Raw genomic sequence first — 22,676 nt, 5'->3', positions numbered from 1 at the left:
GGGTTGCCCCCTCCGGGGAGTTTGAGGACAAAGCGGCGCAGCCGCTTTGCGGGGCACGGGGCGGAGCCCCGAAGCGGGGCGCAGGGGGCGAAGCCCCCGCACCACCGCGCGGAGCGCGGTGCCGGGCCGAGGGGCGGAGCCCCGGAAGAAACGGTGAAAGGGCGGGACCGGGGCACAGCAAACCCCGAGTTGACGCCCGCTCACGGGCCATGGTGGACTGCCGAGGCCAAACGGCGACAGCAGAGGAAGCCGGTGCGAGTCCGGCGCGGTCCCGCCACTGTCACCGGGGAGCGCGCCCCCGCGCGAACGACAACGCCACGGCCGGAAAACGCCGGAAGGCAGGGGGCGGCGCCGATCCGGGAGCCAGGAGACTCTGGTCGCCGGTCACGTCGAACCAGGGCGCGGACCCTGAGTGAGGACACAGAGCCATGCCCGGCCGCCGCCGACCACTGCCCGCAACGCGTTCGCCGCGAGGTACGACGGCGGTCTGACACCATGCCCGCCGCCGATCCCCTCGGCTTCGCCTGCGGCGCCGCCCTCGGCTTCGCCTGCGACCTCGTCCTCGCCGACCCCCGCCGCGGCCACCCCGTCGCCGCCTTCGGCCGCGCCGCACAGGCCGTCGAGCACCGGCTGTGGCGCGACCACCGCGGCCACGGCACGCTGCACGCCCTCGTCTGCGCCGGCGGCGCGGCCGCGAGCGCCGCGCTGCTCGCCCGCGCGACAAAAAACCACCGCGCCGCGGACATCGCCCTGACCGCCGCCGCGACCTGGGCCGTCCTCGGCGGCACCTCCCTCGGCCGCGAGGCCCGCGCCATCGGCTGGGCCCTCGAAGCCGGCGACCTCGATGTCGCCCGCGAGCGCCTGCCGCACCTGTGCGGCCGCGACCCGCAGTCCCTGGACGGGCAGCAAATGGCCCGCGCCGTCGTGGAGTCCGTCGCCGAGAACACCTCCGACGCCGTCGTCGGCGCCCTCGTCTGGGGCGCGTTCGCCGGCGTCCCCGGCCTCGTCGGCTTCCGCGCGGTCAATACGCTCGACGCCATGGTGGGCCACAAATCCCCCCGCTACCGCCGCTTCGGCTGGGCCTCCGCCCGGCTCGACGACGTCGTCGGCTGGCCCGGCGCCCGGCTCACCGCCGCCCTGGCCGTCCTCGCCGGCCCCGACCGGCGCGGTGCCCTGCGCGTCGCCCGGCGCGACGCGGGCCGCCACCCCAGCCCCAACGCCGGCCCGGTGGAAGCCGCGTTCGCCGGCGCCCTGGGCGTACGCCTCGGCGGCACCCTCGCCTACGCCGGCCGCGTCGAGCACCGTCCCGTACTGGGCGCGGAGAACCGCCCGGTGGCCGCGGCCGACATCGAACGCGCCGTCCGGCTCTCCCGCCGGGTCTCGTTCCTGGCCCTGGGCGCGGCTGTCGGCGCCCGCGCACTGGGCAGTGTCATAGGCAGGACCGTCAAGAGGAGCGGCACGGGTGGGTAATCAGGGTGGGGGCCTGCTGGTCGCGGGGACGACCTCCGACGCGGGCAAGAGCGTGGTCACCGCCGGCATCTGCCGGTGGCTGGTGCGCAAGGGCGTCAAGGTGGCGCCGTTCAAGGCACAGAACATGTCGCTGAACTCCTTCGTGACCCGGGAGGGCGCCGAAATCGGCCGCGCCCAGGCGATGCAGGCCGCGGCCGCCCGCGTCGAGCCCAGCGCGCTGATGAACCCGGTGCTGCTCAAGCCCGGCGGCGACCGCAGCAGCCAGGTCGTGCTCATGGGCAAGCCGGTCGGCGAACTCAGCGCCCGCGGCTACCACTCCGGGCGCCAGGAGCAGCTCTTCGGGACCGTGACCGCCTGCCTGGAGGAGCTGCGCCGCACCCACGACGCGGTGATCTGCGAGGGCGCCGGCAGCCCCGCCGAGATCAACCTGCGCCGCACCGACATCGTCAACATGGGCATCGCGCGCGCCGGGCGCCTGCCCGTCGTCGTGGTCGGCGACATCGACCGCGGCGGGGTCTTCGCGTCCTTCTTCGGCACCACCGCGCTGCTCTCCCCCGAGGACCAGGAGCTCATAGCGGGCTACCTGGTCAACAAGTTCCGCGGCGACGTGTCGCTGCTGGAGCCGGGGCTGGAGATGCTGCGCGGCCTCACCGGCCGCCGGACGTTCGGCGTCCTGCCGTTCGCGCACGGCCTCGGCATCGACGAGGAGGACGGGCTCCGCGTCTCGCTGCGCGGCGCGGTCCGCGAGTCGGTCGTCGCCCCGCCGCTGGGCGAGGACGTGCTGCGGGTCGCGGTCTGCGCCGTCCCCCTGATGTCCAACTTCACGGACGTGGACGCGCTCGCCGCCGAACCCGGCGTGATCGTCCGCTTCGCCGACCGCCCCGAGGAGCTGGCCGACGCCGACCTGGCCGTCGTCCCCGGCACCCGCGGCACCGTCCGCGCCCTGGCCTGGCTGCGCGAGCGCGGCCTCGCCGACGCCCTGCGGCGGCGGGCCGCCGAGGGCCGCCCGGTGCTGGGCATCTGCGGCGGCTTCCAGGCGCTGGGCGAACGCATCGAGGACGAGGTCGAGTCGCGCGCGGGCGTCGTGGAGGGCCTGGGCCTGCTGCCCGTACGGGTGCGGTTCGCGGCGGAGAAGACGCTGGCGCGACCCGTCGGCAAGGCCCTCGGCGAACACGTCGAGGGCTACGAGATCCACCACGGCGTGGCCGAAGTGCTCGGCGGCGACGAGGAGTTCCTGGACGGCTGCCGCGTCGGCGCGGTCTGGGGCACGCACTGGCACGGCTCCCTGGAGAGCGACGCGTTCCGCCGTGCGTTCCTGCGGCGCGTGGCGAAGGCGGCGGGCCGCCGCTTCGTCCCGGCCCCCGACACGTCGTTCGCGTCCCTCCGCGAGGAACAGCTGGACCGCCTCGGGGACTTGATCGAGGAGCACGCGGACACGGACGCGCTTCTGCGCCTCATCGAGGACGGCGTCCCCGAAGGCGCCCCCTTCATCCCGCCGGGGGCGCCGTGACGCCGGCCCGTCCACCGACTCAGCCCGTCCGGAGCTCGGGGACAACCGCGCGGAGTGTGGTTCCGGGGCCCGGGTCGGAGCCCCGGCCGGGGTCCAGGGGCGGAGCCCCGGGCAGGGCGCAGGGGGCGCAGCCCCCACCCTCCGTCCGAAGGGCGGCCCGGGTCCGGGGACTTGCCCCGGGAAAAGGTGAAAGGGCGGGGTTGGGGCCTCTCTCAGCACGCCAGCCAGCAGCAGCACCCCCGAAGGAGCGATGACCGCATGAGCACCCCCTACCCCTTCGCCGCCGTCGTCGGCATGGACAGCCTGCGGCTCGCGCTGCTCCTCAACGCCATCTCGCCCGCCGTCGGCGGCGTCCTCGTCCGCGGCGAGAAGGGGACGGCCAAGACCACGACTGTCCGGGCGCTCTCCGCCCTCCTCCCGGAGGTCGGGACCTACACCGGCTGCCGGTTCGCCTGCGATCCGGCCGCTCCGGACCCCGACTGCCCGGACGGCCCGCACGCGGACGGCGACCGGCTCACCCGCCCGGCGCGGATGGCCGAACTCCCGGTCGGCGCCTCGGAGGACCGCCTCGTCGGCTCGCTCGACATCGAGCGCGCCCTCTCCGAGGGCGTCAAGGCGTTCGAGCCGGGCCTCCTGGCCGCCGCCCACCGCGGCGTCCTGTACGTGGACGAGGTCAACCTCCTCGGGGACCACCTCGTCGACTCGTTGCTGGACGCGGCGGCGACCGGCTCCGCCCACATCGAACGCGAAGGCGTCTCCGTCCGCCACGCCAGCCGCTTCCTCCTCGTCGGCACCATGAACCCCGAGGAGGGCGAGCTCCGGCCCCAGCTTCTGGACCGCTTCGGCCTGACCGTCGAGGTCGCCGCCTCCCGCGAGCCCGACGAGCGCGTCGAGGTCGTCCGCCGCCGGCTCGCCTTCGACGAGGACCCGGCCGCGTTCGCGGCCAAGTGGGCCGCCGAGGAGGACGCGTTGCGCGAGCGCATCGCCGCCGCGCGCGCCCTGCTGCCGGCCGTGCGCCTCGGTGACGGGGCCCTGCGCCGGATCGCCGCGGTCTGCGCCGGGTTCGAGGTGGACGGCATGCGCGCCGACATCGTCACCGCGCGTACGGCGACCGCGCTCGCGGCATGGGCGGGACGTACGGACGTCGCCACCGAGGACGTACGGCAGGCTGCCCTGCTGGCCCTCCCCCACCGTCGACGTCGCAACCCCTTCGACGCGCCCGGCCTGGACGAAGCCAAACTGGACGAGATCCTGCGGCAGTTCGAGGACGAGGACGACGACCCGGAGCCGGACCCCGGTCCGGAAGGTCCCGACGACAACAGGCCGGACGACAACGGGCCGGACGACAACGGCCCCGACGGCGGCGGCGAGCCCCCGCAGCAGTCTCCCGAGGCCGAACTCCCCTCCCAGCGCGAGGAGCAGCCCGAGGATCGGCAGCCGACCGGAAGCGACGACTCCGCCGCCCCGCAAGAAGCTCCGGGCCAGGGTCAGGGCCAGGGCCAGGCCCTGGAAGCACCCCCCGTAGCCGCCGCCGACCCCTTCCGCACCCGCAAGTTCGACGTCCCCGGCCTCGGCGACGGCGCGGCCGGCCGGCGCTCCCGGTCCCGTACGCCGCACGGCCGGACGACCGGTTCGCGCCGCCCGCGCGGCGTGTTGTCCCGGCTGCACCTGGCGGCGACCGTGCAGGCCGCGGCCCCGCACCAGCGGGCGCGCGGGCGCGCGGGCCGCGGCCTCGTCGTCCGCCGCGACGACCTGCGCGAGGCGGTGCGCGAGGGCCGCGAGGGCAACCTCGTCCTGTTCGTCGTGGACGCCTCCGGCTCCATGGCGGCCCGCAAGCGGATGAGCGCCGTCAAGGGCGCGGTGCTGTCGCTGCTCCTGGACGCCTACCAGCGCCGGGACAAGGTCGGGATGATCACCTTCCGCGGGTCCGGCGCGGAGGTCGCGCTGCCGCCCACCTCGTCGGTGGACGCGGGCGCGGCCCGGCTGGAGAGGCTGCCGACCGGCGGCCGCACCCCGCTCGCCGCGGGCCTGCTCCAGGCCCATGAGGTGCTGCGGGTGGAGCGCTTGCGCGACCCCTCGCGCCGCCCGCTGCTGGTCGTCGTGACGGACGGCCGGGCCACCGGCGGCCCGGAGCCGGTCGCCCGCGCGGCGCGCGCGGCCGGGCTGCTGGCCGCCGGTGGCACCGCCTCCGTCGTCGTCGACTGCGAGGCCGGACCCGTACGCCTCGGCCTGGCGGCCGAGTTGGGCCGTTCGCTCCTCGCCCCCGTGGTCACCCTCGGCGAACTGCGCGCGGACAGCGTCTCCGCGCTCGTCCGGACCGTACGCAACAGCAACGGCAACACCTCCAGGAGGGCCGCGTAATGCCCAAGGGACAGCCGACCGTCGTCCCCGACGACGGTCTCACCACGCGCCAGCGCCGCAACCGGCCGCTCGTCTTCGTCCACACCGGGATCGGCAAGGGCAAGTCGACGGCGGCCTTCGGGCTCGCCCTGCGGGCCTGGAACCAGGGCTGGCCCGTGGGGGTGTTCCAGTTCGTGAAGTCCGCGAAGTGGAAGGTCGGCGAGGAGCGGGCACTGAAGGTGCTCGGGGACTCCGGCGAGGGCGGGACGGTCGCCTGGCACAAGATGGGCGAGGGCTGGTCCTGGGTGCAGCGCGACATCTCCTCCAGCGAGGAGGCGGCGCGCGAGGGCTGGGAGCAGGTCAAGCGCGACCTGGCCGCCGAGTCGTACCGGCTGTACGTGCTGGACGAGTTCGCCTACCCGCTGCACTGGGGCTGGATCGACACGGCCGAGGTGATCTCCGTCCTCCGCGACCGCCCGGGCACCCAGCACGTCGTCATCACCGGCCGCAACGCCCCCCGGGAACTGGTGGACTTCGCGGACCTCGTCACCGACATGTCGAAGGTCAAGCACCCGATGGACACGGGCCAGAAGGGCCAGCGGGGCATCGAGTGGTGAGTTCGCACGTGAGTACGCACGTCCCTCGCCTGGTCATCGCCGCCCCGTCCTCCGGCAGCGGCAAGACCACCGTCGCGACCGGCCTGATGCGGGCCTTCGCGGACGCGGGCCTCGCCGTGTCGCCGCACAAGGTGGGGCCCGACTACATCGACCCCGGCTACCACGCCCTCGCGACGGGACGGCCCGGCCGCAACCTCGACGCGTACCTGTGCGGCCCGGAGCGGATCGCCCCGCTGTTCCTGCACGGCGCGGCGGGGGCCGAACTGGCCGTCGTCGAGGGCGTGATGGGCCTGTTCGACGGCGCGAGCGGCCAGGGTGAACTGGCGTCCACGGCTCATGTGGCGAAACTGCTGCGGGCCCCGGTCGTCCTCGTCGTGGACGCGTCGTCGCAGTCACGTTCGGTGGCGGCGCTGGTGCACGGCTTCGCGTCCTGGGACCCGGAGGTGCGGGTCGCGGGCGTCATCCTCAACAAGGTCGGCTCCGACCGCCACGAGGCGCTGCTGCGCGAGGCGTTGGGCGGCTCCGGCGTCCCGGTACTGGGCGCGCTGCGCCGGGCGGCGGACGTCGGCACGCCCAGCCGCCACCTGGGTCTGGTGCCGGTCGCGGAACGCCGCGCCGAGGCACTGGACACGGTGGCGGCGCAGGCGGAACGGGTGCGGGAGGGCTGCGACCTGGAGGCCCTGCTGGCCCTGGCCCGCAGCGCGCCGCCGCTGCCGGACGCGCCCTGGGCGCCTCCGGTCTCTTCTCCCGCGTCCCACCCGGTGATCGCCGTCGCCGGCGGCCCGGCGTTCACCTTCTCGTACGCCGAGCACGCCGAACTCCTGGCGGCGGCGGGCGCGGACGTGGTCACCTTCGACCCGCTGCGCGACGAGAAGCTCCCGCCCGGCACGTCCGGCCTGGTCATCGGCGGTGGCTTCCCGGAAATGTACGCGCCGGAGCTGTCCGCCAACGAGCCGCTGCGCGAGGCGGTCTCGGCCCTCGCGGCATCGGGCGCCCCGGTGATCGCCGAGTGCGCGGGCCTGCTGTACCTGTCGCGGAAGCTGGACGACCGCCCGATGTGCGGCGTCCTCCCGGCGGAGGCACGCATGTCGCCCCGCCTGACCCTGGGTTACCGCGAGGCGGTCGCGATCACGGACTCGCCGCTGGCGGCGGCGGGGACGCGGGTGCGGGGCCACGAGTTCCACCGCACGGTGACGGAGCCGGGCGCGGGCCCGACGCCGGCGTGGGGCTTCACGCGCCCCGAGCGCCGGGTCGAGGGCTTCGCGACCGGGGGCGTCCACGCCTCATATCTGCACATCCACTGGGCGGGCGTCCCCGGCGCGGCGGAACGCCTGGTCGCGGCGGCCGCCTCCCGTGCGTGAGTACGTGGCGGGGGTCGGGGCTCGTCCCGGCGTGCCGGCGGACGAAGTCCTGGCCCTCGTCCGCCGCATGCTCCCCCCGGACGGCCGCCTGGTGGCCTTGTCCACCCTCGCCTCCCGCGCGGCCGAGCCGGGCCTGATCGCGGCGGCCTCCGCCCTGGGCGTGCCACTGCTGTCCTGCTCCGTCGCCGAGTTGTCATCGGTCCCGGTCCCGTCCCCGTCGGCGAGGGTCCGCGCGGCGACCGGCACGGCGAGCGTCGCGGAGGCGGCGGCGGTGCGCGGGGCGGGGGACGGTGCGGTGCTGGTCGTTCCGAAGGTGGTGGGCGGCCGGGTGACGTGCGCGGTGGCCGCGCGGGTGTGACGCACCCCGGGCTCAGCGGCGCAAGGCGGCCTCGCGCCGCATGTGCGACAGCTTCCCGGGGTTGCGCACGGCGTAGAGCCCGGTGATGAGGCCGCCGTCGACGCGCACTGTCACGACCGTGTCGATCTCGCCGTCGGGCTGGAGGATCAGCGCCGGGTGGCCGTTGACCTGTGCCGGGCGCAGCGATGTCCCGATCCTGCCCAGGCTGGCAGCCAGCAGGCGGCCCACCTTGTCGGCCCCCACGATGGGCCGCAGGACGGCCTGCCGGACTCCGCCGCCGTCGCCCACGAGGACGACGTCCGGCGCGAGGATGTCGAGCAGGCCCTGCAGATCGCCCGTTTCGACCGCCTTCTGGAACGCGTCGAGCGCGCCCCGGGTCTCGGCCGGAGAGACGGCCCCGCGCGGCCGGCGGGCCGCGACGTGGGCCCGTGCACGGTGCGCGATCTGGCGGACCGCGGCCGGGGTCTTGTCGACGGCCTCGGCGATCTCGTCGTACCCGAGGTCGAAGACCTCGCGCAGCACGAACACCGCCCGCTCGGTCGGCGCGAGCGTCTCCAGCACGAGCAGCATGGCCATCGAGACACTGTCGGCCAGTTCGACGTCCTCGGCCACGTCGGGCGCGGTGAGCAGCGGCTCGGGCAGCCAGGAGCCTACGTAGGACTCCTTGCGGCGGCCGAGCGTGCGCAGGCGGCTCAGTGACTGGCGCGTGGTGATGCGGACGAGGTACGCGCGGTGGTCCCGTACCGTGCCGAGGTCGACGCCCGCCCAGCGCAGCCAGGTCTCCTGCAGGACGTCCTCCGCGTCGGCGGCCGAGCCGAGCATCTCGTAGGCGACGGTGAACAGCAGGTTGCGGTGGGCGACGAACGCCTCGGTCGCCGGGTCCGTGTGCTCGCTCTTCACCTGTCGCTCCTGCCTGTTCTCTTTCGTCGGTGCCACGCGCACAAGACGCCGGTCCCCCATGGCTTTGTGACACCCCTGACCGGTGGCGTACGTCACGCCGTCGGCCCGTCACAAGGAGCCGGCCGCCGGCATCTGGTGTTCGTCAATGCACGACCACGAGCGAGGACGAAGTCATGATTACGGGAACCCGTTTCAACATGTTCGACAACGAGATCGCCCTCAAGTTCGCCAAGCGGTTCGCCAACGCGGGCATGGTGATCCACCAGTCGTCGCTGCCGAAGTCCACGCAGGAGCTGGTCTCGCTGCGCGCCAGCCAGATCAACGGCTGCGGATGGTGCGTCGACATGCACACCAAGGACGCGGCGGCCGCGGGCGAGTCCGCGGTGCGGCTCGCCCTGGTCGCCGCCTGGCGCGAGTCCGCCGTGTTCACCGAGGCCGAGCGGGCCGCGCTGGCGCTCGCCGAGGAGGGCACCCGGCTCGCCGACGCCCACCACGGGGTGTCCGACGAGACGTGGGCCCGGGTGCGCGAGCACTACGACGACGACCAGGTCGCCGCGCTGGTCTCCCTGGTCGCCCTGATCAACGCGGCCAACCGGATCGCCGTGATCGTGCGCCAGCAGGGCGGTTCCTACGAACCGGGCATGTTCGCCGCCGCGTTCGGCTGATAGCGGGCGGTTTGGTTGTGGGAGGCCGCCGGCCGGGCAGCCATTCGCAACCGAACCGCCCGCTATCGGGCCGGACCGCTCCCTCACCAGCGGACGGCCGTGAAGTCGACGGGCCGGGGCCGCAGCCGTCGCGTGCGTTCGGCCAGCGCGCGCAGGCGGCGGGACATCTCGTCGGCCGGGAGGCGACGGCGGTCGCCGTGGCCGGGCAGGATCCACTCGAAGCGCAGCCGTCCGGCCGTCCTGGCGAGGGAGTCGGCCAACTCCTCGATGGAGTACCAGGTCACGCTCTCCGCGACGTCGAGATCGCCGGTCGCGCGTGACCAGTAGAAGCTGTCGCCGGTGAAGCAGTAGCGGTCGTCCGCGAGGTAGAGCACGCTGCCGCGGGTGTGTCCGGGGAGGGGGTGGGCCGTGACTCCCTCGCCGATCTCGACGGGTTCGAGGCCGCGGATCACCCGGTCCGCGTCCGGGGCGGCGTCGAGGTCGCCCTCGTGGATCCACAGCCGGGCGCCGAAGTGGTCGGCGTAGCGACGGCCGTGGGCGGCGTGGTCGCGATGGGTGAGGAGGACGTCGGTGACGGGGCCCGAGGCCGCGTAGCGCTCGGCCAGTCGGCGGCTCCGGCGAGGGGTGTCGATCATCATCTGCGCGCCGGACGGGCGCTTGAGGAGGTAGGAGTTGGCGCCGGCGGTGCGGGGCGAGTTGTGGCCGCAGAGGAGTACGCCGTCGTCCAGGGGCATCGGGAACGGGTCGAGCGCCCGGTCCGCCTGCCCCGGCGCCGGGCGGATCGAGCGGGTGGGGCAGGCGAAGACGGCGGCATGCAGGTGCCGCGTCTCCGTCTCGTCGTCCGGCGGGCGCAGGATGCGCGATCTTCCTCCGGCCTCGCCGATCAGCCCGGGCGCGAGCTGCCGGGCGGTGTCGCAGTTGATGCAGCGGGCGTCCACGTACCAGCCGTCCACGGCACGGCTCCTTCCGAGGGGGAACGGCCCCGGCAGGGCCGCGTTCCAGGGATATCCCGGGTGCGGAGCGGATCGGCAGGCGGTGCCGATCTTGTATTTCGGGTTCGGCGGCGTTCCGACAGCCAGACAAAAGAGACAAATTGACCAATGGTGCGCGGCCGGAAGCGCCGGTCAACGTCACGAAGTCTCGTCACTCTCCGAGCGAGGCCGGGGGGAAACGGCGAGGGCGGGACCGGGGCACGGCACCCCCGTCCGCCCAGGTAACGTCTCCTCCGAGGACCACGCGCACCAGAAAGCCCCGCCCACATGCAGCAGCACATATCCCCCGAGCCCGACCTCCGTCATCACGGGGACGCGGAAGTGCGCGGCATGGGCGCGGAGTTGACCGATCTGGCGGTCAACGTCCGCTCGGGCACCCCGCCGCAGTGGCTGCGCGAGCGGCTCGCCGCGTCGATCGAGACGCTGGCCGCCTACCCGGACGGCCGCGCCGCCCGTCGGGCGGTCGCGGCGCGGCACGGGCTGACGGAGGAGCGCGTGCTGCTGACGGCCGGTGCCGCGGAGGCGTTCGTGCTGCTGGCGCGGACGCTGGAGGCGCGGCGGGCGGTGGTCGTGCACCCGCAGTTCACCGAGCCGGAGGCGGCCCTGCGGGACGCGGGGCACGACGTGGAGCGGGTGGTGCTCGGGGCGGAGGACGGGTTCCGGCTGGACCCGCGGGCCGTGCCGTCCGACGCCGATCTGGTCGTCGTCGGGAATCCGACCAATCCCACGTCCGTCCTGCACCCCGCCACGTCCCTGGCGCGTCTCGCCCGGCCGGGGCGGACGCTCGTCGTGGACGAGGCGTTCATGGACGCGGTCCCCGGCGAGGGCGAGTCCCTCGCCTCCCGCACGGACCTGCCGGGCCTGGTCGTGCTGCGCAGTCTGACGAAGACCTGGGGGCTGGCGGGGCTGCGGGTCGGGTACGTCCTGGCGTCACCGGGGCGGATATCCCGGCTGGAGCGGGCGCAGCCGCTGTGGCCGGTGTCGTCGCCGGCGCTCGTCGCGGCGGAGGCGTGCAGCGCACCCCCGGCGCTCGCCGAGGCCGCGCACGCGGCGCACCGGATCGCCGCCGACCGGGCGCACCTGGAGTACCGGCTGGCCAAGTTCCCGTCGGTGACGGTGTGTTCCCCGGCGTCCGGACCGTTCGTGCTGGTCCGGCTGCCGGACGCGGCCGCCGTGCGGACCCGGCTGCGCGGGCTGGGCTTCGCGGTCCGCCGGGGCGACACGTTCCCGGGCCTGGGCCCGGACTACCTGCGGCTGGCGGTCCGGGACCGCGCGACGACGGACCGCTTCGCCGAGGCCCTGGAGAAGGCCCTCGACGGAAACTGACGGGGCGTCAGCTGAGCACTCTGCCGCGGAGGATCACCCGCCGCGGCGCCCCCAGCACCCGTACGTCCTCCCGCGGGTCCGCCCCGTAGACGACGAGGTCCGCGGACGCGCCCTCCTCCAGCCCCGGCCGGCCCAGCCACTCCCGCGCCCCCCACGACGCGGCGCCGAGCGCGGTCGTCGCGGGCAGCCCGGCTCTGACCAGTTCGGCGACCTCCTGGGCTACCAGCCCGTGGGCGAGCGATCCGCCCGCGTCCGTCCCGACGTAGACCGGGATCCCGGCGTCGAAGGCCGCGCCGACCGTCGCGTAGCGGCGCTCGTGCAGCCGCCGCATGTGGTCCGCCCAGCGCGGGTACTTCTTCTCGCCGCCCGCCGCGAGGCGCGGGAACGTCGCGATGTTGACGAGCGTCGGCACGATCGCGACGCCGCGCTCGGCGAACAGCGGAATCGTCTCCTCGGTCAGCCCGGTCGCGTGCTCGACGCAGTCGATGCCGGCCTCCACCAGCGGTGCCAGCGACTCCTCCGCGAAGCAGTGCGCGGTCACCCGGGCCCCGAGCCGGTGCGCCTCGGCGATGGCCGCCTCGACCGCGCCGCGCGGCCAGCAGGACGACAGGTCGCCCGTCTCGCGGTCGATCCAGTCGCCGACGAGCTTGACCCAGCCGTCGCCGCGCAGCGCCTCCTGCCGTACGTACGCCACCAGGTCCTCGGGCTCGATCTCGTGGGCGTAGTTGCGGATGTAACGCTTCGTCCGGGCGATGTGGCGGCCCGCCCGGACGATGCGCGGCAGATCCTCCCGGTCGTCGATCCACCGGGTGTCCGAGGGGGAGCCCGCGTCGCGCAACAGCAGCGCGCCCGCCTCCCGTTCGGCCAGCGCCTGCTTCTCGCTGACGGCCGGGTCCACCGGGCCGTGGGCGTCGAGCCCCACATGGCAGTGGGCGTCCACCAGGCCGGGCAGCGCCCAGCCCTCGACCGTGGTGACGTCCCGCGCCCCGGCCGGACGGTCGAAGGTGACCCGCCCGCCGACCACCCACATCTCGTCGCGCACCCCGTCGTCGGGGTCCGGGCCGGTCAGCACCCGTCCCTTGATGTGCAGCACCGTGCCGTCGCCGTCGTGCGCCAATGTCCTCTCCCGTCCCTCACGTCCCGGCATGCTCACTTGCGGCCGACGACCATGGACTCCGCGCCGGCCAGGCGCCGGGCCCGGCTCTCGCGGAATCCGGCCTCCGCCAGCCAGCCCCGGCAGTCGGCGGTGGTGCAGTCGAAGCCGCCGGTGGTTTCGATGAGCATGTTGAGGCTGCTGAGCAGCCCGGTGAGATTCTCCCTCCGGTCGTCGTCGATGAAGCTCTCGTGGACGACGACGAGCCCGCCGTCCGGCAGCGCCTCGTACGCCTTGCGCAGCAGCATCCGCTTGGCCGCCAGGTCCCAGTCGTGCAGCACGTGCCCGAAGAGCAGCACGTCGGCGCGCGGCAGCGGGTCGGCGAAGAAGTCCCCGGCGGTGAACGAGAGCCGCTCCGCGGGGCCGCGGCGCTCCCGGTTGCGCTCGAAGTTGCCGCGCACGACCTCCAGGTCGAAGCCGGTGCCGCGCAGGTGCGGGTGGCGGTGCAGGAGGTGGCTGAGCAGCGCGCCCTCGGCGCAGCCGATGTCGGCGACGGTGCGGTGGGCGGCCCAGTCCACGGCCTCGGCGAGGGCGTCCGCGGAGCGCATGGTGAGCCCGGTCATGGCCTGCTGGAAACAGGCGAGGCGCTCGGGGTCCTTGTAGAGGGCGGAGAACAGGTCGCCGCCGTCCTTGATCTCGTTCTGCGGCTTCCCGGTGCGCAGTCCGTCGGCGAGGCTGCCCCAGAAGCCGTACAGGCGGTTGTCGTACAGCTCCAGCGCTCCACCCAGATAGGTGGTCTTGCCGCGGTCCAGATAGCGGCCGGTGGCGGGCGTGTTGGCGTAGCGGCCGTCGGGGCCGGCCTCGCGCTCCAGCAGGCCGAGCGCGACGAGCGTGTCGAAGAAGTCCCGGGCGGAGCGCGGGTGCAGCCCGAGGCGGAGGCGCAGTTCCTCGCCGGTCAGGGGCCCTCGGGCCAGCTCCGTGAAGAGCCCGAAGCGGGTGGCGGCGAACAGGACCTGGGACGCCTGGAAGCCCAGGGCGATGCGCAATATGGAGTCGAGGGCGGTCGCGTCGTCGCCACGGGTGCTGCACAGGTCGTTCATAAGACCCTCCTCGCGCGCGGAAGAGCGGGTGTGTGCTTGAAAGTGGAGCATGCCGCCGGGCCCGTCCAGCCCTGTCCGCCGGGCGTCATCGGCCGTTACGGCGCGGGCTGTTGACAAACGGGCCGGAGGACTCTCCGGAGGTTCTCCTCCCGGAGGCCGACGGCGGCGCTCCCGTCTCTTGCGTGAGCACGAGGGACGGATCGATCCGGCGCAGGAGAGGGTCCGGCCCTGGGGATGACGTGCCTCGCGGCGCGGCGGAAGAACATGGCTGTATGCCGCACAGGATGACATCGGCGACACCGTGCCGGTACGGGCGGTGTCACCGTCGGGGGAATGACGAACAGGTCGGCTTCCAGGAGCATGTGAGGGCCGCGCGCTGGGCGCGTACCGTACGCGCCCAGCGCGCGGGCCTTCGGGACGACGAGCACGCCGGCTTCGACGACAACCACGCGGGGTGCGCCGCCGGGCGGGCGACCTTCCCGGGCGCGGGGCGCCGCCGCGACGACGACCACGCGGGCCGCCACCGGCCGTCCGGACCCGCTCCACAAACTGCCTGAACCAATCCAAACCGTCCGAACCGTCCGAACCGCCTGAACACACCACCGGAACAACCTCGTACGACCTGGGAACGGGCCGCCTCCGCCGCACGGTGGAGGCGGCCCGCCGTCCGGGCCGATCCGCCCGGCGCCCGCTCCGGCCACACTGGCCCCATGCACGTCACCTACCCTGTCCCGGTGATCAACGAAGTGACCGGCGGCCCATCGGCCGGCGGCCCGTCGGCCGGGAGCCTGCCGGCCGGAAGCCCGCCCGCCGGGGGCGCGCACGCCCGCACCGCGCCGTGACACCCGGCGCGCTCTTCCGCCCGCACGCCGTGCTGGGCCTCCGCGCGCGGTTGCGCTGGGTGCACCTGCTGCTCGGCGGCGCGCTGCTGATGCCGTACTTCCTGCTGACGAACGTGCTCCTGCCGCTCGTCACGGGCGACGTGGGCAGCGCCCTCGTCTCGCCCGCCACGCAGTTCCTGACGTTCGCCACCGCGCTCCCCCTCGCCGCGCTCTCGGCGCTGCTGTTCCCGCTGATGCGGCCGCTGCAGACCGCCATGGCACAGGCGCTGTGCGGCCTGGAGAGCGAGGACGCCGAACTCGCCACCGGCCCGGCCCGGACCTGGGCGGAACGGACCCGTCCGGCGCTGTACTTCACGCTGCACGTGGCGGCGGGCGGCATCGTCAGCGGCATGTCGCTCGCCGTGCCGCCCGCCGCGGTGGGCCTGGTGGCCCTGCCCGTACTGGACCCGGACCTCCCCGGCAGCCTGCCCTGGCTGCGCCCCTTCGACGGCCCGTGGCTGCCGGCGCTGGCGCCGCTCGCCGGCGTCGCGCTGCTCGCCCTGCCGGTCGTCACCTCCTGGGCCGCCGGTGCCGGGCTGGCGCGCTGCGCGCCCGTGCTCCTCGGCCCCTCCCCGGCCGACCGGCTCCGGGCCGCCGAGGAACGGGCCCGCCGACTGGCCGTCCGCAACCGGCTCGCCCGCGAGCTGCACGACTCGGTCGGGCACGCGCTGAGCGCGGTGCTGCTCCAGGCGGGGGCCGCCCGCAAGGTCCTCGACGCCGACCCCGGCTTCGTCCGGGAGGCGCTCGCCGCGATCGAGGAGACCACCCGCACGGCGGTCGGCGAACTCGACTCCGTACTCGGCCTGTTGCGCGAGGCCGGACCGGCCTCCGCCGCGCCCGCCCCCACGCTCGACCGGCTCGGCGCCCTGCTGGAGCGCACCCGCGCCGCGGGCGTCCCCGTCGCCCTCACCGCGCCGGACCGCCTGGACGCGATCCCGCCCGTCGTCTCCCGCGAGGCGTACCGGATCGTGCAGGAAGGTCTCACCAACGCCCTGCGTCACGCCGGGCCCGTCCCCGTCGCGCTGCGCGTCACCGCCGACGACACGACCCTGGAGGTCACCGTGGAGAACCCCGTCGCCGCCCGCCCCGGCCCGCCCCGCGAGGGCGGCGGCCGCGGCCTGACCGGCATCGCCGAGCGGGCCCGGCTGCTGCGCGGCAGCAGCGACTGCGGCGAACGTGACGGCGTGTGGCGGCTGTCCGTGCGCCTGCCGCTCGGGGGTACCGCACGGCTCGGGGACACCGCACGATGAACACCGTTGGGGCTCCCCTGCGCCTCGTCGTCGCCGACGACGAACGGATGGTGCGCACCGCGCTCTGCGCCATCCTGGGCGCCGAGCCCGATCTGGAGGTCGTCGGCCAGGCCACGACCGGCGCCGAGGCCCTCTCCGTCACCCGCGAACTGCGCCCGGACGTCGTGCTGATGGACGTGCGGATGCCCGAGATGGACGGCATCCGCGCCACCGAGCAGATCCTGGAGACCCTGGACGGGCCGCCGCGCGTCCTGGTCGTCACCACCTTCGAGAACGACGCCTACGTCTACGAGGCGCTGCGCGCGGGCGCGTCCGGTTTCCTCCTCAAACGGGCGGGAGCGGACGAACTCGTCCAGGCCGTACGGCTGGTGGCCCGCAGCGACTCGCTGCTCTTCCCGGCCGCCGTCCGTTCCCTGGCCGCCGCGTACGCCGGCGACCGCGCCACCGAGGACGCCGCGCGCCGACTGCGCGAGCGGCTGTCGGAGCGCGAGGCGGAGGTGCTGCGGCTGATGGCGACGGGCCTGTCCAACGTGGAGATCGCCGAACGGCTGTTCCTGGGCACGGCGACGGTCAAGACGTACGTGGCGGGGGTGCTCGCCAAGCTGGGCGTGCGGGACCGCACGCAGGCGGTGGTGGCGGCGTACGAGACGGGCTTCGTCTCCCCGCGCTGAACGAACGCTTTGCCAGAGCGCTGGAACCACACCGCCCACTCGCACGTTGTGCCGATCATGACCGCTATGACCCCTGGCTCGAACATCCCGCTCTCCGTCACCCGCGTGACGGTGGACGTCGCCGCCCCGGTGCGGCTCGACGTCTCGGGCCTGCTGCTCACCGCCGACGGCAAGGTGCGCTCGGACGACGACTTCGTCTTCTACAACCAGCCGGCCGCCCCCGGCGTGACCCACCGCGCGGCCGCCGCCGGCACGCCCGACGCGATCACGGTGGACACCGCCGCCGTCCCCGCCGGGATCGAGAAGATCGTCGTCACGGCGAGCCCGGACGCCCCGGGCACCACCTTCGCGGGCACCGAGCCGACCGCGACCGTCCGCGACGCGGACACCGGCGCCCCGCTGGCCACCTTCACCCCGCCCCGGCTGGCGACGGAGACGGCGCTGGTCGTCGTCGAGGTCTACCGCCGCAACGGCGCCTGGAAGGTGCGGGCCGTGGGCCAGGGGTACGCGAACGGACTGGCGGGCATCGCGACGGACTTCGGCGTGAGCGTCGAGGAACCGGCCGCCGAGCCCGCCGCCCCCGCGGTCACCCCGCCCGCCCCCGTCGTCGCCCCGCCGGCTCCCCCGGCCCCGCCCGCCGCACCCGCCGCGCCGGGCAAGATCAACCTGGACAAGGGCCGCGTCAGCCTCCAGAAGAACCAGACCGTCTCCCTCGTCAAGGGCGGCAAGCCGCTGATGCAGTCGGTCCGCATGGGCCTGGGCTGGGAGCCCGCCCACGGCGCCCGCGCCATCGACCTCGACGCGTCCGTCATCGCCTACGGCCCCCAGCGCAACCTCATCGACGCCTGCTACTTCGGCAAGCTGATGATCCTGAGCGGCTCGGTCCAGCACTCCGGCGACAACCTCACGGGCGCCGGCTCCGGCGACGACGAGACCATCACCGTCCACCTGGGCGGCCTCCCGCCCGAGGTCACCGGCCTGGTCTTCACCGTGAGCTCCTTCAACGGCCAGAAGTTCACCCAGGTCGCCAAGGCGTACTGCCGCCTCATGGACGCGCAGACCGGCGAGGAGCTCGTCCGCTTCGACCTCACCGGCGCGGAGCCCAAGACGGGCGTCCTGATGTGCAAGTTCGTCCGCCAGTTCTCGGGCGAGTGGGAGATGACCGCCATCGGCGAGTACGTGAAGTCCCGCACGGTCCGCGACCTGGTGAAGCCGGCGGCCGCGGCGCTGTGACGGGACGGCGGGCAGCCTGGGCCCGTCACCTGCCCACGACGCAGGGCGATTTGTTTTGGAGAGCACGTTGAACTGTTTCTTTGACCCCTCGCACGGTCCCGGCACGCAGAACCTGTTGTGGACGCCGCAGTGGGGCGTCCCCCGGAACGTCATGAGCTGCGTCGGGTGCGCCCAGCACTGGGCGGCCATGCGGCAGCAGGCGGCGGCCGCGCAGCACGGGGGTTACGCGCAGGGGTACGCGCCCGCGCCGCAGCAGGGGTACGCGCCCCAGCAGGGGCACGCGGGGTACGCGCAGCAGCAGCCGTCGCGGCGTTCGGGCCCGGGCTGGGGCGGCGTCGCGGCCGCCGGTGCGGCCGGTCTCGTCGGCGGCGCGCTGCTCAACGAGGCGCTGGACGACGACGAGCCGCAGCAGGTCGTCAACATCACCGAGGTGCACAACGAGTTCGTCGACCCGGACGGCGACGACAGCTGGTTCTGACGGGCCGTCACGGAGGGGTGGCGGCGCCAGGTCTCACCGGGCGCCGCCGCCCCCTCCGTCCAGCCGGGCCAGCCGGGCCAGCCGTCGGCAAGAGTCCAACAGGGCGTCCCGGTCGTACGAGTTGGTGGTGACGAGCAGCTCGTCCGCCCCCGTCCGCTCCACCAGCGCGGCCAGTTCCGCCGCGACCTCGTCCTCCGTGCCGTGGACGTGCCCGCGCAGCGCGGCCTCGTAGTGCTCGCGTTCCCGCTCGGTCATCCGCAGCCCCTCGATCTCCTCGACGGGCATCAGCGGCGGAAAGACCCCGCGCGTCCGCGAGTACGCCATGGCCCACGCCTCGGGGACGAGCAGCCGGGCCGCCTCCTCCGCCGTCCCTGCGACGGCGACGTTCCCGGCCACGACGACGTACGGCTCCGCGCGCAGGGCGGACGGCCGGAAGCCCTTCCGGTACCGCTCGACGGCGGCGGCCATCGCGTCCGTCCCGCCGAGCCCACCGATCACCAGCGCTGCCCCCGCCTCGGCGGCGATATCGGCCCCCGCGTCATTGGCCAGCACGAAGACCGGCACCCGCAGCCCCTCCGCCGGCCGGGCGTGCACCTGCGGATACGCGGACGCCCCGCCCGCGAACCACTCCCCCAGCTCGGCGAGCCGCTCCGCGAAGCCGCCCATGGCGTCCTTCTCCGCCCCCAGCGCCCGCCGGATCCCGTCCGTGAACCCCACGGACCGCCCCAGCCCCATGTCGATCCGCCCCGGGAACAGCGACTCCAGCACGCCGAATTGCTCCGCGACGACCATCGTCCGGTGGTTCGGCAGCATCACGCCGCCCGTACCGACACGGATCCGCGACGTCGCCGCGGCGACGGCCGCCGCCAGCACGGTCGGCGCGGACCCGGCGACACCGGGCACGCTGTGGTGCTCCGACACCCAGAACCGGTGGTACCCGAGCGCCTCCGCCTCCCGCGCGAACGCGACGGTGTCGCGCAGCGCCTCGCCGGGATCGTGTCCCTGCCGGGTGCGCGACCGGTCGAGGACGGAGAGGGGGACGGATATCGCGGCGGCAGCACTCACACCCCTGGGAACACACCGCGAAGGAAAGTAATTCCGGGCACGAACAGTACGGCGGTGTCCCCCTGCGCCCGGGGACACCGCCGCGAAACGTACTGCTCGACTCAGATGGCGATCTGGAACTTCCCCCTCGCCTCCTGCGACTTGTACTTCTCATTGCCGCCGTAAAGGGCCGTGAAGCCGCTGCTGCCCGCCGAGACCCAGATCTGCGGATCCGAGATGTTGGCGCCCGAGTCGAGCACCGCCTCGCCCTGGTCGTTGGTCGTCGCGCTGCCGAACTCCTGGCGCGTGCTGGTGACGACGAACGTGATCCGCTCCCCGGCGATGCCCTGCCCGTTGAGGTCGGTGAGCGTCGCCCGCATCTGGGCCTGCGCCATGCCGATGATGCCGGCGCGGACGGTCGACGCGGTGAGGTGCACGTTCTCCTTGTGCACGACCTCGACGCCGTGCGGCTGCGGCCAGGGCTGCGTCTGCACCTGCTGCCACGGGTTCACCGTCTGCTGTTGCACCGGCTGCCATGTCTGCTGCTGGGCCTGTGCCTGCTGCCACTGCTGGAACGCCTGCCATTGCTGGAACTGCTGCCACTGTTCCGGAGTCGGCTGGGTCACGTGAAGTGCTCCTCTCGGCATGCGCGGTGAGGTGCTTTTCCATTGCGTTGCGGTTGCGTTGCGAACGTACGGCGTGCCCGGATCGCGGACATCCGGGCCTTTCCGGCCGCCGGAATATCAACAGCGGAAACGAGCCCCGGAACCCTCCGCACCGCCGATCCGCCGGTCCGACACCCCAGCACCCCGGATCTCCGGCCCCACCATTCCCTCCCTACCCTTTGATCATGGCCTGATGCCACCCGATAACCGTTTCTCCTCAACGGCCCCCGGCAGTACCCTTTTCGGAATTGGCCGAGGGGTCGGTCACCCACCCGCATGACGTAAATTCCGGTCTTCCGAACCTGTTCAAGACCGGTTCTCTTCAAGGACATACAGTTGACACCGCACTCCCTGGCGTTCTACGCGGACGTCATCACGACGGGAACGCTCCTCGGCCTGAAACCGTCGGCGACCCCCGGCGAAGTGACCGCGATCCTGGGCGACGACTACGCCGAGAACTCCCTCGACTCCACGTCGATGTGGCGCGACTACGGAATGGTCGAGTTCCACTGGCTCCGTTCCTCCCCCGAGCACCCGTGGGAGGGCCATCACTTCTCCCTGCACGTGCACCGCCTCTCGTACTGGGGCGGCTCGTTGGTCAACAAGCCCCTCCGGGACCACTACGGCCGCTTCGCCCGCCGCACTGATTTCACGAAGCTCCGCAGAATCCTGGAGCGCCGGGGCACACCTCTGGTCCAGGTCCCGCAACCCGGCGACCACGTGGACGAGTTCCGCCAGCCCGCCTCGGGCGTCTCCGTCATGTCCGTCCGGGGCCCCGAGCAGGCGGGCGACCTGTACGCGATCTTCTCCGCCATGGCGTGACCCTCGCGATGACGGCACCGCTCCGCTTCCACGACCCCGGCTGGTCCCGGGACCATTTCATCGACGTGATCCTCGTCCGGTGCCCGAAGTGCTCGGGGATCGCCCACGTCGTTCCCGCGTCCCCGCGCCGCGACACGACCCGCCCGTCCCCGCATGCCCGGCGAAACCTGATCTGCCACGCCTGCGGGCTGTCCCGGCGCACGACGGATTCCACCCTCAGATTCCACTGGGGTTCGGCCACGGACCCCTATTTCCAGGCCCCTCTCTGGCTCCGGGCCAAAACCCGGCACGGCCCGCTCTGGGCATACAACCGGGAACACCTGGAACTGATCCGTCAGTTCGTGGCGTCATCCCTGCGGGAGCGGGACGCCTGGTACGAGCAGGGAAGGAAGATGACGCTGATCGCCCGGTTGCCCGTCTGGGTGAAGCGGGCGAAGAACCGCGCCGAAGTGCTCCGCGCGATCGAGCGGCTCCAGCGCCTGCCGACTGGCCCAACACTCTTGTGACGGCGCCCACTTGGGCTTGATCAAGAGTGCACGATTGGGCTAGATTTCCCCCGCTATCGAACATAAGTTCCCTAAGGTCGATTTAGGCACCCGGGTACATCCGCGCGCACCCCACGCCACACTCCGCTGCATGTCAGGTACCTGACATGCGCTTTGGCCACTCTGAAGGAGACCGTCAATGAACAGCTCTCGCCCCAAGCCGAAGGGGCTCCGCGGCACGCCGCGCACGGTCCTGGCGATTTCCGTGGCCGCGGCGATCGGTGCCGCTTCCGCAGGCATCGCCCAGGCCGACACCGCCGGGCACGGCCAAGACCGGGCCACCGCGGGCCAGTCGGCCCACTCGGCGAACGGAAAGCGGCACCCGTTCGGCCTGGGCGCGCTCCCGTCCCGGCCGCAGGGTCGAAACGCCGTACCGAGCGGTTCCGTCGAGTCGAGACTGGAGGCCCTGTCCCCCTACGCCAAGGCCGGCGCCGCCAAGCCGAAGAAGGCCAGTAAGCCCCTTCCCGCCGCCGTCGACCTGAGCAAGTTCGCGGCCACCCCCGGCAATCAGGGCGACGTGAACTCCTGTGTCGCTTGGGCCATCGACTACTCGGCCTACAGCATTCTCGAGGGCGTGCAGAAGATATCCGGCGGCCCCCAGGCCCCCATGTACACGTACGCCCAGATCGTCAAGGGAAGGAACGACCCCACCGCGGCGGCGGATCATTTCCGGATCGCCACCAAGCAGGGCGTCGACTCCAGGAAGCACTACAAGCCGGGCGACTTCAACTACACCACCCAGCCGTCCAAGAGCGAGCGCCGCAACGCGGCGAACTGGAAGCTGTCCGGCTACACCACGCTGCGCACCGGCAGCCGAATACAGAACGACGTGAAGTCGGCACTCTCCAAGGGCCAGCCGGTCGTCATCATGATCCCGGTGCGCAACGACCTCTATTACCTCACCCCGAAGGAAGCCGCCTCCTACAAGTACTACCCGGCTCGCGATTCGGGGTACGCCGGCAACCACATGGTGACCATCATTGGTTACAACAGCAAGGGCGTCCGGGTCGAGAACTCCTGGGGCAAGGGCTGGGGAGACCGCGGTTTCGTCAACTTCTCCTGGAAGTACCTGCAGAACCAGGTGGTGGAGGCCGACGCGGTCGGCAAGATCGTCAAGCGGTAGCCCCGGCCGCCCTGCGCACCGGACTTGACCGGTCACAGCATGCCGCATCGCCGCCGGGCCACTGTGCCCGATCAAGTCGAGTGCGCACGGCAGCCCATCGGGGGAAGCACGGCGGCGCTCCCACCGGTGCCACTGGCCTTCAACGGCCGTGCAGTTGAGCTGACACTGTGGAAGCAGTGAGCTCTTTCAGCGTTGCCGCTCCAGGGTGAGGACGGCCGCGGCGATGGACGAC

Annotated in this window: 22 protein-coding genes and 1 riboswitch; of the genes, 16 read left to right on the top strand and 6 right to left on the bottom strand. The window is 73.5% G+C overall.

What is annotated here, in order from left to right:
* The first annotated feature begins 241 nt into the window (after window positions 1-241).
* A riboswitch (cobalamin riboswitch) is annotated at window positions 242-374 on the top strand.
* 121 nt (window positions 375-495) lie between these two features.
* From I5Q34_RS19505 to I5Q34_RS19480, 6 genes are all read left to right on the top strand, one after another.
* On the top strand, window positions 496-1,470 hold the full coding sequence (locus tag I5Q34_RS19505) for a cobalamin biosynthesis protein (RefSeq protein WP_199893606.1): 975 nt from the start codon (window positions 496-498) through the stop codon (window positions 1,468-1,470).
* Window positions 1,463-2,980, top strand: coding sequence for a cobyric acid synthase (locus tag I5Q34_RS19500; RefSeq protein WP_199893605.1), 1,518 nt, complete (start codon window positions 1,463-1,465; stop codon window positions 2,978-2,980). Before I5Q34_RS19505 ends, I5Q34_RS19500 begins: the two co-directional genes overlap by 8 nt.
* Before the next feature lie 258 nt (window positions 2,981-3,238).
* Window positions 3,239-5,341, top strand: a complete 2,103-nt coding sequence (locus tag I5Q34_RS19495) for a putative cobaltochelatase (protein WP_199893604.1) — start codon at window positions 3,239-3,241, stop codon at window positions 5,339-5,341.
* Entirely contained in the window at window positions 5,341-5,937 is a 597-nt protein-coding gene (cobO, locus tag I5Q34_RS19490; RefSeq protein ID WP_199893603.1) for a cob(I)yrinic acid a,c-diamide adenosyltransferase, read from the top strand. The genes I5Q34_RS19495 and cobO overlap by 1 nt, the downstream gene beginning before the upstream one ends.
* Window positions 5,938-5,945: 8 nt before the next feature.
* Window positions 5,946-7,298, top strand: coding sequence for a cobyrinate a,c-diamide synthase (locus tag I5Q34_RS19485; RefSeq protein WP_199893602.1), 1,353 nt, complete (start codon window positions 5,946-5,948; stop codon window positions 7,296-7,298).
* The gene (locus I5Q34_RS19480; protein ID WP_307811697.1) at window positions 7,291-7,656 is read left to right on the top strand and encodes a cobalamin biosynthesis protein; all 366 of its coding nucleotides are present in this window, start codon (window positions 7,291-7,293) and stop codon (window positions 7,654-7,656) included. Before I5Q34_RS19485 ends, I5Q34_RS19480 begins: the two co-directional genes overlap by 8 nt.
* 12 nt (window positions 7,657-7,668) lie before the next feature.
* On the opposite strand, the gene I5Q34_RS19475 is transcribed toward I5Q34_RS19480, so the two are convergent.
* On the bottom strand, window positions 7,669-8,598 hold the full coding sequence (locus I5Q34_RS19475) for an RNA polymerase sigma-70 factor (protein WP_277965356.1): 930 nt from the start codon (window positions 8,596-8,598) through the stop codon (window positions 7,669-7,671).
* A gap of 131 nt (window positions 8,599-8,729) precedes the next feature.
* On the opposite strand from I5Q34_RS19475, the gene I5Q34_RS19470 reads away from it, so the two are divergent.
* On the top strand, window positions 8,730-9,221 hold the full coding sequence (locus I5Q34_RS19470) for a carboxymuconolactone decarboxylase family protein (protein ID WP_199893600.1): 492 nt from the start codon (window positions 8,730-8,732) through the stop codon (window positions 9,219-9,221).
* 83 nt (window positions 9,222-9,304) lie between these two features.
* Here the strand turns inward: I5Q34_RS19470 and I5Q34_RS19465 are convergent, their stop codons facing one another.
* On the bottom strand, window positions 9,305-10,174 hold the full coding sequence (locus I5Q34_RS19465) for a 4Fe-4S domain-containing protein (RefSeq protein WP_199893599.1): 870 nt from the start codon (window positions 10,172-10,174) through the stop codon (window positions 9,305-9,307).
* A gap of 306 nt (window positions 10,175-10,480) precedes the next feature.
* Between I5Q34_RS19465 and cobC the strand changes: the two genes are divergently transcribed.
* Complete coding sequence (cobC, locus tag I5Q34_RS19460; RefSeq protein ID WP_199893598.1) at window positions 10,481-11,539, top strand: Rv2231c family pyridoxal phosphate-dependent protein CobC; 1,059 nt, start codon at window positions 10,481-10,483, stop codon at window positions 11,537-11,539.
* 7 nt (window positions 11,540-11,546) lie between these two features.
* Here the strand turns inward: cobC and I5Q34_RS19455 are convergent, their stop codons facing one another.
* Together I5Q34_RS19455 and I5Q34_RS19450 are read right to left on the bottom strand one after the other, a co-directional pair.
* Window positions 11,547-12,632, bottom strand: a complete 1,086-nt coding sequence (locus I5Q34_RS19455; RefSeq protein WP_199894263.1) for an amidohydrolase family protein — start codon at window positions 12,630-12,632, stop codon at window positions 11,547-11,549.
* 56 nt (window positions 12,633-12,688) lie between these two features.
* Window positions 12,689-13,732, bottom strand: coding sequence for a methyltransferase (locus tag I5Q34_RS19450; RefSeq protein ID WP_199893597.1), 1,044 nt, complete (start codon window positions 13,730-13,732; stop codon window positions 12,689-12,691).
* 710 nt (window positions 13,733-14,442) lie between these two features.
* On the opposite strand from I5Q34_RS19450, the gene I5Q34_RS35550 reads away from it, so the two are divergent.
* The 5 genes from I5Q34_RS35550 (at window position 14,443) to I5Q34_RS19430 (ending at window position 18,245) form a co-directional block, all read left to right on the top strand.
* Complete coding sequence (locus I5Q34_RS35550) at window positions 14,443-14,574, top strand: hypothetical protein (protein WP_267911983.1); 132 nt, start codon at window positions 14,443-14,445, stop codon at window positions 14,572-14,574.
* Entirely contained in the window at window positions 14,571-15,863 is a 1,293-nt protein-coding gene (locus tag I5Q34_RS19445; protein ID WP_277965354.1) for a sensor histidine kinase, read from the top strand. The genes I5Q34_RS35550 and I5Q34_RS19445 overlap by 4 nt, the downstream gene beginning before the upstream one ends.
* Window positions 15,860-16,534, top strand: a complete 675-nt coding sequence (locus I5Q34_RS19440) for a response regulator transcription factor (protein WP_199893596.1) — start codon at window positions 15,860-15,862, stop codon at window positions 16,532-16,534. Before I5Q34_RS19445 ends, I5Q34_RS19440 begins: the two co-directional genes overlap by 4 nt.
* 66 nt (window positions 16,535-16,600) lie before the next feature.
* On the top strand, window positions 16,601-17,767 hold the full coding sequence (locus I5Q34_RS19435; protein WP_199893595.1) for a TerD family protein: 1,167 nt from the start codon (window positions 16,601-16,603) through the stop codon (window positions 17,765-17,767).
* Window positions 17,768-17,834: 67 nt separating this feature from the next.
* Window positions 17,835-18,245, top strand: a complete 411-nt coding sequence (locus tag I5Q34_RS19430; protein WP_199893594.1) for a hypothetical protein — start codon at window positions 17,835-17,837, stop codon at window positions 18,243-18,245.
* A gap of 33 nt (window positions 18,246-18,278) precedes the next feature.
* Here I5Q34_RS19430 and I5Q34_RS19425 read toward each other — a convergent pair whose 3' ends face one another.
* Both I5Q34_RS19425 and I5Q34_RS19420 read right to left on the bottom strand, forming a co-directional pair.
* Entirely contained in the window at window positions 18,279-19,310 is a 1,032-nt protein-coding gene (locus I5Q34_RS19425) for an MsnO8 family LLM class oxidoreductase (RefSeq protein ID WP_277965353.1), read from the bottom strand.
* Window positions 19,311-19,411: 101 nt separating this feature from the next.
* Window positions 19,412-19,915 (bottom strand): Ig-like domain-containing protein, encoded by a 504-nt coding sequence (locus I5Q34_RS19420; protein ID WP_199893593.1) that lies wholly within the window; start codon window positions 19,913-19,915, stop codon window positions 19,412-19,414.
* Between the two features lie 375 nt (window positions 19,916-20,290).
* Here I5Q34_RS19420 and I5Q34_RS19415 point away from each other — a divergent pair, with 375 nt between their 5' ends.
* The 3 genes from I5Q34_RS19415 to I5Q34_RS19405 all read left to right on the top strand — a co-directional run bounded on the left by I5Q34_RS19415 (window position 20,291) and on the right by I5Q34_RS19405 (window position 22,444).
* Complete coding sequence (locus I5Q34_RS19415) at window positions 20,291-20,776, top strand: hypothetical protein (RefSeq protein ID WP_234429150.1); 486 nt, start codon at window positions 20,291-20,293, stop codon at window positions 20,774-20,776.
* An 8-nt stretch (window positions 20,777-20,784) separates the two neighbouring features.
* Complete coding sequence (locus I5Q34_RS19410) at window positions 20,785-21,282, top strand: hypothetical protein (protein ID WP_199893592.1); 498 nt, start codon at window positions 20,785-20,787, stop codon at window positions 21,280-21,282.
* 178 nt (window positions 21,283-21,460) lie between these two features.
* Complete coding sequence (locus tag I5Q34_RS19405) at window positions 21,461-22,444, top strand: C1 family peptidase (protein ID WP_199893591.1); 984 nt, start codon at window positions 21,461-21,463, stop codon at window positions 22,442-22,444.
* Window positions 22,445-22,676: the final 232 nt, after the last annotated feature.

The sequence above is a fragment of the Streptomyces sp. AV19 genome, from assembly GCF_015999245.1.
Classification (GTDB): Bacteria; Actinomycetota; Actinomycetes; order Streptomycetales; family Streptomycetaceae; genus Streptomyces.
The sequence above is the reverse complement of the archived record's forward strand: the minus strand, read 5'-3'. Positions and strand labels throughout refer to the sequence as shown.

Coding starts and splice junctions, on each gene's coding strand:
- I5Q34_RS19505 (WP_199893606.1), top strand. CDS start 496: ATGCCCGCCGCCGATCCCCTCGGCTTCGCCTGCGGCGCCGCCCTCGGC.
- I5Q34_RS19495 (WP_199893604.1), top strand. CDS start 3,239: ATGAGCACCCCCTACCCCTTCGCCGCCGTCGTCGGCATGGACAGCCTG.
- cobO (WP_199893603.1), top strand. CDS start 5,341: ATGCCCAAGGGACAGCCGACCGTCGTCCCCGACGACGGTCTCACCACG.
- I5Q34_RS19470 (WP_199893600.1), top strand. CDS start 8,730: ATGATTACGGGAACCCGTTTCAACATGTTCGACAACGAGATCGCCCTC.
- cobC (WP_199893598.1), top strand. CDS start 10,481: ATGCAGCAGCACATATCCCCCGAGCCCGACCTCCGTCATCACGGGGAC.
- I5Q34_RS19450 (WP_199893597.1), bottom strand. CDS start 13,732: ATGAACGACCTGTGCAGCACCCGTGGCGACGACGCGACCGCCCTCGAC.
- I5Q34_RS35550 (WP_267911983.1), top strand. CDS start 14,443: ATGCACGTCACCTACCCTGTCCCGGTGATCAACGAAGTGACCGGCGGC.
- I5Q34_RS19440 (WP_199893596.1), top strand. CDS start 15,860: ATGAACACCGTTGGGGCTCCCCTGCGCCTCGTCGTCGCCGACGACGAA.
- I5Q34_RS19435 (WP_199893595.1), top strand. CDS start 16,601: ATGACCCCTGGCTCGAACATCCCGCTCTCCGTCACCCGCGTGACGGTG.
- I5Q34_RS19410 (WP_199893592.1), top strand. CDS start 20,785: ATGACGGCACCGCTCCGCTTCCACGACCCCGGCTGGTCCCGGGACCAT.
- I5Q34_RS19405 (WP_199893591.1), top strand. CDS start 21,461: ATGAACAGCTCTCGCCCCAAGCCGAAGGGGCTCCGCGGCACGCCGCGC.